Origin of the sequence: Rhizobium sp. L9 (assembly GCF_002531885.1) — a bacterium.
Classification (GTDB): domain Bacteria; phylum Pseudomonadota; class Alphaproteobacteria; order Rhizobiales; family Rhizobiaceae; genus Rhizobium.
The window spans coordinates 24457-37618 of sequence record NZ_NWSZ01000011.1; the positions used below are offsets into that span (position 1 = coordinate 24457).

The 13162-nt window shown below is 59.4% G+C and carries 11 protein-coding genes; 6 read left to right on the plus strand and 5 right to left on the minus strand.

The window, feature by feature from the left end; genetic code table 11:
* From CO660_RS12680 to CO660_RS12690, 3 genes are read left to right on the plus strand one after another with little or no spacing between them, the layout of a single operon-like run.
* Positions 1-1521, plus strand: a complete 1521-nt coding sequence (locus CO660_RS12680) for an ABC transporter ATP-binding protein (RefSeq protein WP_097598989.1) — start codon at positions 1-3, stop codon at positions 1519-1521.
* On the plus strand, positions 1518-2618 hold the full coding sequence (locus tag CO660_RS12685; RefSeq protein WP_097598990.1) for an ABC transporter permease: 1101 nt from the start codon (positions 1518-1520) through the stop codon (positions 2616-2618). The genes CO660_RS12680 and CO660_RS12685 overlap by 4 nt, the downstream gene beginning before the upstream one ends.
* Complete coding sequence (locus tag CO660_RS12690) at positions 2615-3526, plus strand: ABC transporter permease (RefSeq protein WP_097598991.1); 912 nt, start codon at positions 2615-2617, stop codon at positions 3524-3526. The genes CO660_RS12685 and CO660_RS12690 overlap by 4 nt, the downstream gene beginning before the upstream one ends.
* Positions 3527-3620: 94 nt before the next feature.
* On the opposite strand, the gene CO660_RS12695 is transcribed toward CO660_RS12690, so the two are convergent.
* Positions 3621-4151 (minus strand): NUDIX hydrolase, encoded by a 531-nt coding sequence (locus CO660_RS12695; protein ID WP_097598992.1) that lies wholly within the window; start codon positions 4149-4151, stop codon positions 3621-3623.
* A 184-nt stretch (positions 4152-4335) separates the two neighbouring features.
* On the opposite strand from CO660_RS12695, the gene CO660_RS12700 reads away from it, so the two are divergent.
* On the plus strand, positions 4336-5628 hold the full coding sequence (locus CO660_RS12700) for a mechanosensitive ion channel domain-containing protein (protein WP_097598993.1): 1293 nt from the start codon (positions 4336-4338) through the stop codon (positions 5626-5628).
* 211 nt (positions 5629-5839) lie between these two features.
* On the opposite strand, the gene CO660_RS12710 is transcribed toward CO660_RS12700, so the two are convergent.
* Complete coding sequence (locus CO660_RS12710) at positions 5840-8113, minus strand: EAL domain-containing protein (protein ID WP_348627640.1); 2274 nt, start codon at positions 8111-8113, stop codon at positions 5840-5842.
* Positions 8114-8616: 503 nt separating this feature from the next.
* Between CO660_RS12710 and CO660_RS12715 the strand changes: the two genes are divergently transcribed.
* Together CO660_RS12715 and CO660_RS12720 are read left to right on the plus strand one after the other, a co-directional pair.
* A complete protein-coding gene (locus tag CO660_RS12715) occupies positions 8617-10020 on the plus strand; it encodes a nodulation protein NfeD (RefSeq protein ID WP_097598995.1) in 1404 nt (467 codons plus the stop codon).
* Between the two features lie 29 nt (positions 10021-10049).
* Positions 10050-10811, plus strand: a complete 762-nt coding sequence (locus CO660_RS12720; RefSeq protein WP_097598996.1) for a slipin family protein — start codon at positions 10050-10052, stop codon at positions 10809-10811.
* Between the two features lie 167 nt (positions 10812-10978).
* Here CO660_RS12720 and CO660_RS12725 read toward each other — a convergent pair whose 3' ends face one another.
* The 3 genes from CO660_RS12725 to lpdA form a co-directional block, all read right to left on the minus strand.
* Positions 10979-11272, minus strand: a complete 294-nt coding sequence (locus CO660_RS12725) for a type II toxin-antitoxin system RelE/ParE family toxin (protein ID WP_097598997.1) — start codon at positions 11270-11272, stop codon at positions 10979-10981.
* Positions 11272-11526 carry a type II toxin-antitoxin system ParD family antitoxin gene (locus CO660_RS12730; protein WP_097598998.1) on the minus strand — a complete coding sequence of 85 codons (255 nt, stop codon included), beginning with the start codon at positions 11524-11526 and terminating at the stop codon, positions 11272-11274. The genes CO660_RS12725 and CO660_RS12730 overlap by 1 nt, the downstream gene beginning before the upstream one ends.
* Before the next feature lie 237 nt (positions 11527-11763).
* Complete coding sequence (lpdA, locus tag CO660_RS12735) at positions 11764-13161, minus strand: dihydrolipoyl dehydrogenase (RefSeq protein WP_097598999.1); 1398 nt, start codon at positions 13159-13161, stop codon at positions 11764-11766.
* Between the last annotated feature and the right edge of the window lies 1 nt (position 13162).

Here is a 13162-nt window from a genome sequence, read left to right on the forward strand (position 1 = left end):
ATGGTAAGCCCGCTCCTGTCGCTGCGCGGCATTACCAAGAGCTATGGCCCGGTCGATGCCAATCGGCAGATCGATCTCGACGTCGCTCCACGATCCATCCATGCCATCCTCGGAGAAAACGGGGCTGGCAAATCGACCCTGATGAAGCTGATCTACGGCGTCGAGCAGCCGGACAGCGGCACGGTCGCGTGGAACGGGAAAGCCCTCAGCCTTCCCTCTCCCGCAGAGGCAAGGCGCGCCGGCATAGGCATGGTGTTCCAGCATTTCTCGCTGTTCGAGAGCCTGACGGTCGTGGAGAATATCCGCCTGATCGTGTCCGGCAAGAAGAGCGATCTTGCGGAACGCGTTCGCAAGCTCGGGCATGAGTTCAGCCTCGAAGTCGATCCACACGCTCATGTCCATTCGCTGTCCGTCGGCGAGAGGCAGCGGGTGGAAATCATCCGATGCCTGATGACCGATCCGAAACTACTCATCCTTGACGAGCCGACCTCGGTGCTGCCGCCGCAGGCGGTGGAAAAGCTGTTCGAAACATTGCGCCGGCTGCGGGACGGTGGCGTGTCCATCCTGTTCATCTCTCACAAGCTTGAAGAAATCCAGTCGCTCTGCGATCGCGCTACGATCCTGCGCGGCGGACAGGTGACCGGTCACGTCGACCCCCGCGAGCACGATGCGCACGAGCTTGCCCGGATGATGATCGGCCGCGACATGCCGGAACCGATGCCTGCGCTGCCTTCGGTCGAAGGTGAAAAGCGTCTGGAGCTAGTCGGGCTCGATTACCGGGCGGACCCCTTCGCCGTGCCGCTTTCCAATGTCAGCCTAGCCGTGCGCGCCGGCGAAATCCTCGGCATTGCCGGCATTTCGGGAAATGGTCAAAGCGAACTCGCGGCTCTGATTTCGGGTGAAACCCTGTTGCCGCGGGATCAGCGCGACCAGATCTTCATGATGGGCGAGGACGTCGGCACGCTCGACTCTGCCGCCCGGCGGCGGCTGGGTTTCGCCTTCGTCCCGGAGGACCGGCTCGGCCGTGGTGCGGTTCCCGAGATGTCGCTCACCCTCAATAGCCTGCTGACCGCGCACCCGCTGAACCTTGTGAAGCATGGCCTGCTCGACAAGGTCAAGGCGAAGGCCTTCACCAGTGATTGCATCCGGGACTTCGACGTGCGCACGCGCGGGCCAGGGGCAGAGGCCGGGTCGCTTTCCGGGGGCAACCTGCAGAAGTTCATCGTCGGACGCGAAATCATGCTGGCGCCGAAGCTTCTTTTCCTCGCCCAGCCGACCTGGGGCGTCGATATCGGTGCGGCCGCGGCGATCCGCAAGCGGCTGATGCGCCTTCGCAACGAGGGCGTGGCGATCCTAGTCATTTCCGAGGAACTCGAGGAACTGTTTGAATTGAGCGATTTTATCCAGGTCCTGCATCACGGGACGCTCAGTGCGCCGCTGGTCACGCGTGAGACCAACCCGGAAGAGATTGGCCGATATATGATCGGAGCCCGGCCGCAGCGCGAGAAAGCCACCGCATGAGCAGACCTTTCCTTGCCGCCCTGCCCATTCTGGTCCGTCGGGAGCGGGCATCGCTTGCCGCCACCGTTCTGGCGCCGCCCATCGCCCTCCTCGTCACCATCGTACTCAATCTCGGACTTTACGTCGCCATGGGGCGCGATCCGGCTGCGGTGGTCTATGCTATGCTGATCGAGCCCTTCTATTCATGGGCGTCGTTCTCCGAAGTGCTGCTGAAGACCGCCCCCCTGCTCCTCATCGCGCAGGGGCTTGCGCTCGGCTTTCGCGCCAAGGTGTTCAACATCGGTGCCGAAGGACAATTCGTGCTCGGTGCGATCTTCGCCTCCGCCATTCCGATCTGGTGGCCCGACGCAACCGGCCAATGGATCTGGCCGGCGATGCTGCTGCTCGGCATGATGGGCGGGGCATTCTGGGCGTCCTTCACCGCCTTTTGGCGCGTCCGGCTCAATGCCAACGAAATTCTGGTTTCGCTGATGCTGAGCTTCGTTGCCGTGCAACTCCTCAATTATCTGCTGCTCGGTCCCTGGAAGGATCCGAACGGCTTCAATTTCCCGCAGTCCGTCATGTTCCAATATGACGCGATGGTGCCGATCCTGATCGAGGGAACGCGCGTCAATGTCGCACTCGTCCTCACCGTTCTCCTGTCGATCGCCGCATGGGTCTTCATGCAGAAGAGCTTCATCGGCTATAAATTGCAGGTCGGCGGACTGGCGCCGCGCGCGGCGAGCTATGCCGGATTTCGGGAAAGCTGGGCAATCTGGCTTTCCCTGCTGATCGGTGGAGCCGCAGCCGGTCTTGCCGGTGCCGCCGAAGTCGCCGGCCCGCTCGGTCAGCTGCAGCGCTCGATCTCAACCGGATACGGCTATGCGGCGATTATCGTCGCCTATCTCGGCGGCCTGCACCCGATCGGCATCGTCGTTTCTGCAATCGTCATGGCGGCGCTCTACATCGGCGGCGACAACGCCATGGTCTCCGCCAATCTGCCGGTCGCGGCCGTCCGGGTTTTCCAGGGCAGCCTGCTCCTTGCCTATCTCGTCGCCATCGCCTTCGTGCGCTACCGTCTTATCTGGCGGCCCGCAGCGAGCAGGAGCCCGGCATGAACGCCGTCGAGTTCGTTCTGGCCGGAATGCTGGCTGCTGCGACACCTTTCCTCCTCGCAGCGCTCGGAGAACTTATAGTCGAGCGTGCCGGCGTGCTCAATCTCGGCGTCGAGGGGCTGATGGCATTCGGCGCCGTCATTGCCTTCATCATCGTCTATCATGGCGGCGGCCATTTTCTGGCTTTTCTCGCCGCCGGCCTCGGCGGCGCGCTTTTGTCCCTGATCTTTGCTGCAATCGTCCTCGGCTTCAATGCAAACCAGGTCGCGACCGGGCTTGCGATCGGGATTCTCGGACAGGGCCTGTCGGCACTGTTCGGCAAGACCTACGAGAGCCTGACCGTCAGGGCGCTGCCGAAGATCGCCATTCCCGGTCTTTCCGATATTCGGGTCATCGGCGGCCTGTTTACCCAGGATATCGTCGTCTGGCTATCGCTGGCCGTGACCGTCGTTATCTGGGCGATGTTTGCCTACAGCAAGGTCGGTTTGATTATCCGCGCCGTCGGCGAAAACCCAAAGGCGGCCCATGCGATCGGCTACCCGGTCGTCGCAATCCGCTTCGCCGCAGCCGCTGTCGGCGGCGTCATGGCTGGCTTTGCCGGCGCCTATGCGGCGACGATCTACACGCCGCTCTGGGCGGATGGGATGATTGCCGGCCGCGGCTGGATCGCAATTGCGCTCGTCGTCTTCGGAACCTGGCTGACCGGCCGCATCTTTCTCGGGGCGTGCCTGTTCGGCGCAGTATCGCTGATGGGGCTTGCCGCCCAGGCGACCGGGCTCGACGTTCCCTCGCAGCTGCTCGCATGCCTGCCCTATCTGGTGACGATCATCGTGCTCGGTATCATTTCGGCGGATCGCCGCCTGCTCAAGCTCAATGGCGTCGCCTCGCTCGGCGAGCCGTTCGAGCGATAATGATCACGCCCGTCGACGCGAAGGCAATTGAGAGTCAACTTGCCTTCCGAGCCCGCCACGAACGGTAACCAGAAGGAAGAGCCCCACAACCCTATCAGCCGTGGTCAGACTTCTTTTGGCCCCGCGGTTCAAATTCGACGAGCAGCGACTTGAGTTCGACTTCTCGAACACGTCGCGCCGCCTCATCAGGGCTGACCCATTCGAGAATACGCTGGCCTTGCTCCTTGAAGTCGTTTCCGATCTCGGTGACTTCGATCTGAAACAGGTCGACGATACATGGCGCCACATCGCCGTCGTCGAACTCCTTCAGATAGGTATAGCGGCCGACAGGTTTCCTTCTCACCGCCCCGCGCACGCCTGCTTCCTCCCAGGCTTCAATCGCCGCCGCTTCGAAAGGCTTCTTCCCTTTCATCGGCCAGCCCTTCGGTATGACCCAGCGCGCGCTCTCGCGCGATGTGATCACGAGAATTTCGATCTTCGGCCCGCCATCGCAATAGCGGAAGCAGATGGCGCCGTACTGTTGGCGGAACGCGCCGAACAGCTTCGCAGGAACGGCAGCGAGCTGCCGCAGCAATGGCTGAGACTTGTCTAGTCGTGACTTGCCGCGTTTTTTCGTAGGCTTCATGACGCTCCGTCTTCAGCTCATCTTGCGCACATGTCTGCGCAGGCGCGCAAGCTGATCGATACCCGCGAGCACGTTTCATCGACTTGTTTTAGCACGACGAAATGGAATGCTGATGCTTGTTTCTTCCAAATGAACTAAACTCATGCGCTAGATTTATCTAGCTGACATTCATCGGATTATCATCATGAATATCAGGCAGATGACCGAGGTCGCCGAGCAGTGGCTAACGACATTCATTCTGAACGAATGGACGTTCTTTCAGCTTGCGATCATCGTGGCGGGCTTGGGTTTTGCGTCCTTACTTGCGTCGCGCACAGAACCTGCGATGGAGGCAAAGGCGCGCCTGATCAAGGGCAATCCAGACCTGCTTCGGGTCATCATTGCTCCTATGCGCCGGATGATGTGGCTTTTCCTTGTCGGTTGGTTATGGGTCGCCAACATTGTGCTGAGCAAGAGCGCGTGGCCCTCACAACGCTGGCTTGTGTCTACGGCTCTGACGCTGGCAGCGGCATGGTTCCTCATCTCCGTCCTGACCAAGATCATCCGCAACCCAACCCTGTCGCGCGCCGTCGCGATCGGCAGCTGGAGCTACATCGCTCTTTATGCAGTTGGTCTTGACGGCCCGGTTCTATCTGCACTCGACGGACTCGCGGTTAATTTGGGTGCGGTGAGACTCTCGCTTCTGCTTGTGCTCAAAGCCCTCGTGCTGGCGATCGCCCTGATCTGGTTGGCCGTCCTCATCGGCAACATGCTTTCCCACTGGGTTCAGCGCTCGGCCGACTTATCGCCTTCCATCAAGGTGTTGATCAGCAAATGCATCAAGATCAGCCTGATCATAATCGCTGGAGCCATCGCTTTGTCGGCGACCGGCGTCGACCTTACCGCGCTGACCATTTTCTCGGGCGCAGTCGGCGTCGGAATCGGCTTCGGCCTTCAAAAGGTGGTCTCGAACTTCATATCCGGCATAATCATCTTGATCGACAAGTCGATCAAGCCGGGTGACACGATTACCCTTGGCGACACGTTCGGGTCGATCCGTGACCTGCGCTCGCGGTTTGTTTCCGTCATCACCCGCGATGGCAAGGAGTACCTCATTCCGAATGAAGACTTCATATCGCAGCAGGTCGTCAACTGGTCGTTCTCCAGCGATTATGTGCGGATCGACGTTGACTTCGGGACGTCCTATAACAGCGACCCGCATCAGGTCGTTAAGATCGCCATTGCCACAGCATCGACCGTGCCCCGGGTCGCAAACCAATATAAGCCACCCGTCTGCTGGCTGACCGCCTTTGGCGCTTCGTCGCTCGACTTTCGGCTTCGCTTCTGGATCTCGGATCCAGCGAACGGGCTTACAAATGTACGTGGGCAAGTCCTGATGGCGCTGTGGGACGCCTTCAAGAAAGCTGGCATCTCTATCCCGTTTCCGCACCATGAAATCATCATGAAAAGCCCTATAGAGATCAAACAACCGGACTGATTTGCCAAGCCAGTTGATCCGCCGAGCGGATGCCGTTTTCGAACGCGTTGCTGGAATGCGACATCGATCTGCGCCGAACAGGATCCTGCCGAGAAGAACAGGACGGCAGCACCCGGACTGGTGACTGCCATCACGCCGATCCGGATCTTTCCACGGCCGCCGCCTGAGCCTTGTCGGAAGCGGCTGATAGCGGCGAACAGCTCGCCCCCTGCTATCCGAGGAAACGACGCGGTTCCTCCTGCGGTCGGTCGGCATTCTCCGTCACGCCGGTTTTCCGTGCACGCAGATATTCGCCAACACGTTCACGGCTCATGGGTTTGCCGAACATATAGCCCTGCAGCGTGGTGCAGCCCATTTCCAGCAAACGCATCGCCTGCCGATGGCTCTCTACACCTTCGGCCGTGACCTTCATATCGAGCTTCCGCGCCAGATTGAGCACCAGTTCAACGATAGCGAGGCTCGATTCATCGACAAGCATGGTGTCGATAAAGCTCTTGTCAATCTTGATAACGTCGACCGGCAGACTTCGCAAATGCGTCAGCGACGCATAACCTGTGCCGAAGTCATCGAGCGCCACTGTCAGGCCTTTCTTGCGCAAACGTTGCAGGGTTGTTGCAACGGCATCTTCCAAGCCCTGAAGGAAAACCGTTTCCGTCACCTCCAGCATAAGCTTATCCAGCGGAATTCCTCTTGACGCAAAGGCGGCAACGATCCGGGTTTCCAAGTCGCCCCTCATGAAATCGGAGGCGCTTATGTTGAGGCTGACCCGCCCGAATTCCAGCCCGCGGTCGATCCAGCCTCGAATGTCGGCCGCGACCTGCTCGAGCATGCGCGTCGTAATGTGATAGGCAACGCTCGGGTCTGTGAACGCCTCGTGAAATTGCGCCGCCGACACGATTGAACCATCCGAACGCCGCATTCGCACAAGCGCTTCGAACGCCCGTACCTGACCGTCGGCACAGGCAACGATCGGCTGATAGTGCGGCACCATCCGATGTTCGGTAAGAGCCGACTCCACCTCCCGGACGATTTGGATGCGACGCGCTATCCTCGAACGCAGGCTGGGCTCGTAGTGTATATAGCTGCCGCGCCGCGTTTCTTTGGCATGATAGAGAGCGAAGTCCGCGTTCTGCGAAAGCGTTGCGGCATCCATCCTGCCCTCCGAAATCGCCCCACCCACGGTTATCGCCGGATTTATCGTCGATCCCCCAACCTGCAGAGGGCGACCGATATATTCGATCAGGTGGCGCGCGAGCGAACCCATGCGGCGTACGCTTGCGGGCGCGTCCAGAATGACGGAGAACTCATCGCCGCCGAGACGAAAGACCTTTCCTCGCTTTCCCAAGCGTTCGTCCAGACGTGACGCCACGCCTTTCAGCAGCAGGTCACCTGTCGCATGGCCGAGGATATCGTTCACTTGCTTCAGGCGATCGACGTCGATCAGCAATAAGCCGATGGAAGGAGCGTCGGCCGCTGTGAGCCGCTCCATATGAGCATTGAAGGCTGCCCGATTGGCAAGTCCGGTCAAAGGATCGGCGTTGGCGGCCTGGAGCAGACGTTGCTCGTAACGCACTTTTTCGGAAACATCCTGAACGATGCCGAACAGACGACTGGGCTTGCCGCTCAAGCGCTCGATATCGCTGACCACGCGGACCCAGCGTTCCTCCCCTTCTGGCGTCATGATGCGATATTCCCTGTCGATGCCGGCCGCTGAACCATCGAGGACATCGCGTATCCTGCGTCTGACGCTTTCGCGCTCTTCAGGAGCATAGCAGCCGATCACCTCCTCCGAGGTCATGCGTTTGCCGACCGGCAGTCCGACGGTGCGGTAAATCTGGTCGGACCAAATGATCGTGCCGGTCGCGAGATCCATCTCGAAGCCGCCGACCTTGGCAGAGCGTTCGGTCTGCTCGAAGCGGGCCTGCTTCAGTTCCAACTCGCGTTGCTGCGCTCTCAGCAGGCTTTGCTGACGATGTTCGCGGATAAGGCCGACGACGACGCTTGCCAAACTGCGGAGCTGTTCGAGATCCCGATCGCCGAAGCGGCGGCTCTTCGTGTCGAGGACACAGAAGCTGCCGTAGCAGGTGTCCCCTTCCGAGAGCGGCACTCCCGCATAGAACCGGACCGAACGCTCTCTGACGAAGATATTTCCGGAAAAGCGAGAATCCTTGTCGGCGTTTTTGACGATGAGCGGTGACTTCGTCTCTACGATATGGCTGCAGAAGGATTGCTCACGTGGCGTCTCCTTCAAAAAGAGACCTTGCTCGGCCTTGAACCACTGCCGATGCCCGTCGACGAACGAAACCAAGGCCATCGGCATGTCGAACATGCTGCAAGCCAGCCGCACGATAGCATCGAACTCTTCCGTTGGTGGCGTATCGAGAATGCTGGCCTGGTGGAGGAGATTCAATCTCTCATTTTCTGAAAGTGACATGCGGCCCTGGGCTCCTCGCAGCGCTTGATGACGCGGAGTGAAACCCTTCATGGGTCATAGAAGCGGAAGAACTAACCGCTGACGTTCTATAGAATTGCATGATCTGGTTGCCAAATATTGAAGCTGTCGACATATAGCTCGGTCGTAAGACATCTCGTCGAACAGGATATTCTCGCCTGGCGATAAGATCCTGAAGTATCTGATTAATAAGGCATCTGGGATGGGTCGACGGCATTCCGATTTCGGTTTCGATCAAATATGCAGCGCGCTTCCGAAAGCCTTCAGCACCGCTTCCATGAGCGCTTCGCTGCGGGTCGGATGAGTGTGGACGGTGCCGGCGATGTCTTCCAAGTGTGAACCCATCTCGACAACCGTTTCGCTGCATCGGAATGCGCGTCGCTGGCTGCCAGCGACCTTCAAAAATAGGCCACGCGGCTCGCATCCGTGCAACGCGCTTAGCCAACTTCGCCTTTACGAGCGCATAAGACGGCTTGAACATGAGCCTTTGACGCCTGCGTCTTTTTCTTTGTAATATCCGACATACATTAAATACTATGTACGTTCCGCCGATTGGCACGCGGGGATTGAGGTGTTGGCGATGGCAACCGCCAATCTTCACTTTGTTGTTTTTGCTGCTTTCAGCTTGGGGCTTCGGCGCACCGTCGGCGTCTGACCGCGCGTCTGTCGTCCTCAAGGTGAATGGCGCCATTGGGCCTGCTATTGCTGACTACGTAGTACGAGGCATTCAGCGTGCTGCCGACCGAGAAGCGGTCTTGATCGTCCTGCAAATGGATACACCAGGCGGCCTTGACACCTCCATGCGGGAAATCATTCGCGCGATCCTTGCCTCGCCGGTGCCTGTCGCAAGTTTCGTCGCGCCAAGCGGAGCACGAGCTGCCAGCGCCGGCACCTATATTCTCTACGCAAGCCACATTGCGGTAATGGCCCCTGGGACCAATTTGGGTGCGGCGACACCAATCGCGCTCGGCGTAAAGCCTTTCGGCGGCGATGAGGAACCCGAAAAAAAGCCGAGCGAACCTGGTGGCAAGCAGCCGGAAGCTCCAGGCAATGCCCACGAAGCAAAAGCCGTTAACGACGCAGTCGCCTACATTCGTGGGCTTGCGGAATTGCGCAATCGCAACGCCGATTGGGCAGAGCGCGCCGTCCGGGAAGCTGCAAGCCTTTCATCCACAGCGGCAGTGCGCGAACATGCCATCGATTTCATTGCAGTCGATGTCATCGATCTCCTTGCAAAGGCACAGGGGCACGTGGTGCGGGTCGGTCAAACGGAGGTCCGGCTCGATACCGCCGGTTTGGCCGTACAGGAATTCGAGCCTGACTGGCGCACGCGCCTGCTTTCCGTCATTACCGATCCGAACATCGCAATCATCCTGATGATGGTCGGTATCTATGGGCTGATCTTCGAATTTCTCGCACCTGGGACAATGCTTCCTGGCACGATCGGCGGCATCTGCCTCCTCCTTGGTCTTTATGCCCTGGCATTGCTGCCGGTAAGTTTTGCCGCCCTTGGGCTTATTTTGCTCGGCGTGGGATTGACAGTGGCTGAGGCGCATTCGCCAAGCTTCGGCGCTTTGGGCATCGGCGGCGGGGTAGCCGTGATCCTGGGAGCGACCATCTTGTTTGATACCGATATACCCGGCTTGCAAGTGTCGCGTCCTCTGCTGGACGCAATTGCGCTTGCGATTCTCGCCTTTAGCCTCGTCGTTGCTCGCCTGGCATTCACCTCGCGATTGCGCGAGGTCGCAACCGGTGCAGAGGAGATGATTGGCATTTCCGGTAAAGTTGAGAGTTGGACGGGACTCTCGGGGTACGTCATCGCGCATGGCGAACGCTGGAAGGCCGTTTCCGCCGAACCCCTTGTTGCTGGTGACCCTGTCAGGGTGACGGGTCGCAACGGGCTGGCGCTCGAGGTCGCCAGCCGTCCTGAGAACACCTAGCGGCACGCAAGGACGCAGGAGGAGAAGCCATGGATATGTTTGCAGATCTTGCCTTCTATTTGGTGGCCATTGTCATTGCGGTCGCCATCCTCGCATCCGCGGTTAAGATCCTGAGGGAATATGAACGCGGCGTCGTGTTCACACTTGGCCGCTTTACCGGAGTCAAGGGACCCGGCTTGATTCTGCTTATTCCCTATGTCCAGCAGATGATCCGCGTCGACTTGCGCACGCGCGTACTCGATGTCCCTAGCCAGGACGTCATCTCACATGACAATGTCTCGGTTCGAGTCAGCGCGGTGATCTACTTCAGGGTCATGGACCCCGAGAAGTCGACAATCCAGGTCGAGGATTTCATGATGGCAACAAGCCAGCTTGCTCAAACGACGTTGCGCTCCGTGCTCGGCAAGCACGACCTCGATGAAATGCTGGCAGAACGCGACAGGCTCAACTCCGATATTCAGGAAATCCTCGACTCTCAGACGGACGCTTGGGGAATTAAAGTAGCCACTGTCGAGATCAAACATGTGGACATCAACGAGTCGATGATACGCGCGATCGCTCGCCAAGCCGAAGCTGAACGCGAACGCCGCGCAAAGGTCATCAATGCCGAGGGCGAACAGCAAGCTGCAGCGAAGCTACTGGAAGCGGCGGAAATTCTGGCCAAACAGCCGGAGGCGATGCAACTTCGTTACTTGAGCACTTTGAACGTCATCGCCAGCGAGAAGACTTCGACGATTTTATTCCCCTTCCCTATGGAGTTGGGCAATCTAATGGCCATTAAGCCGCAGTGATCGAACGGCACTGGCGTTGGTGCGGCGAACACCTCGTCCCCTGCTATCCGAGTAGACGACGCGGTTTCTCCAGCGATCGGTCGGGGTTCTATTAACAGGCTTTGCTGACGATATTACCGGGGCCTATTGCCCCATGCAACTGTGCTTGTTCATTCACTCAGCCAGGCCTAAGCGGGATCGCTGGCCCAGTCTTCGTGTCCATGGCGTATTCGGATCACGAATATGGTTCCGTGCTCCTCGATGCGGTAGACAATGAGATGGGCTTTGAACGGATGAACTCTAACTGGCGGCGAAATCTCTTCTCGCTCACGCGCCATTCGCGGATTGGCCGCAATCAGATCAAGCGCGGTAAACAACTCGTCATGATACTGCCTAGCCTGTGCGGCGCCGAACATGCGCACTCCTTGTTCGGCGATCGCAATGATGTCCTCTTCCGCTTCGACTGAAAGGTCAAAGCGCATTATCTACTGCCGCGCGTTGTTTCTGCACGTGCCACTGCCGCGGCAAAGAGTTCGTCCTTCGAGCGGCTGCCAATACCGCTTTTTAAACCGTCATCGACGAAACGTTGCATGGCGGCAACCTTGTCACCGCGAATTTGGTCCCTCCGGATCAGGTCGCGCACATAGTCACTGGCATTGGAATATCGCCCGCTCTTTGCTTGTGCCTCAACCCAATCTTTCATCGGGTCCGGAAGAGATACGTTCATCGTAGCCATTCGAGCCTCCATGGTGCGAATAGGTTAGCTGGACTTGGCAAAGTTTGTCAATCAGCTCCACTAGCGGCGATCTGTGTCATATCCGGGGATTGCCGCCTACGCGATGACGAAGTCAGCGCTTCAGGGGGTAGTCGGCCTGTCGATCAATGTCCGTGTTACGCTGGCACGGCCTTATTCCGGTCCCAGTTTATGTGATCCGAACCGGCAGACGTCATGCGTGATCCGGGTCCAGTCGGCTCAGATGTGCAAAGCGTTTCCCAACGCTTTCAGCGCTGCTTCCATGAGCGCTTCGCTACGGGTCGGATGGACGTGGATGGTGCCGGCGATGTCTTCCAGGCGTGCTCCCATCTCGATCGCCAGCGCAAAAGCTGCCGAGAGTTCGGACACTCCTGCCCCCACCGCCTGCAAGCCGAGAACGAGGTTCGTGTCGGCGCGCGCGACGACGCGCACAAAGCCCTCTTCGGAGAGCATCGTCATCGCCCGCCCGTTGGCGCTGAATGGAAACTGACCGGTGCGGATCTCATATCCTTGCGCGCGCGCCTCCGCCGGCGAGAGACCGGCGCTGACGATCTCAGGATCGGTAAAGCAGATGGCGGGAATGCATCTTTTGTCCCAACCCCGCTTCTTGCCAGCAACGATTTCTGCCACCATCTCCCCTTGGGCCATCGCCCGATGCGCCAGCATCGGCTCGCCGGTCACGTCGCCGATCGCATAGATGCCGCGCATCGAGGTGCGGCATTGATCGTCGATCCTCAGATACGGACCGGCGCGGTCGAGATCGAGTTCTTCGAGGCCGGAGCCCGCCGTTCGCGGGCGGCGTCCGACGGTGACAAGCACATGATCCGCCGGCAGTGTCTCACGCCGGCTGTCCGACGTTTCAACGATCAATGCCTCGGCATTATCGGCAAGACCCATCGCCCTTGCACCGGTCAGCACCCGGATACCGCTCTCGGTCAGCTTGCGCATGACGGGACGCACAAGTTCCGCATCATAGAGCGGCAGCACCTGCGGCGTCGCCTCGATGACGCTCACCTCCGAACCCATCTTCGAAAAGGCCATGCCGAGTTCCAGCCCGATATAACCGCCGCCGACCACGACGAGCTTTTTCGGCAGTTCCGTGAGCGACAGCGCCTCAGTCGAGGAAATGACGCGGCCACCAAAAGGCAGATCGGCAAGCTCCACCGGATCGGATCCGGTGGCGATCACCACGGTCTCGGCGCGGATGACCTGCTGGCCGGTTTCGGTCTCCACCTCCACCGTCTTGCCGTCACGGAAGTGCGCGCGGCCATGGACGATCTTCACCCGCGCATTCTGCAACAGACCCGAAACGCCGCCGGTGAGCCGGCCGACAATGCCGTCCTTCCAGGCGATCGTCCTTGCGAGGTCGATCGAGGCGCCTTCGATGCGGATGCCCATCGGATTTTTGCCGGCGAGCATTTTTTGCGTGGCGTTGAATTCCTCGGCAGCATGGATCAGTGCCTTGGAGGGAATGCAGCCGACCGTGAGACAGGTGCCGCCCGGCTTGCCGGCTTCGACGATGACAGTATCGATGCCGAGCTGTCCTGCGCGGATGGCGCAGACATAACCGCCCGGGCCGGCACCGATGACGAGGAGCTTGCAGACGATTTCTTTCATG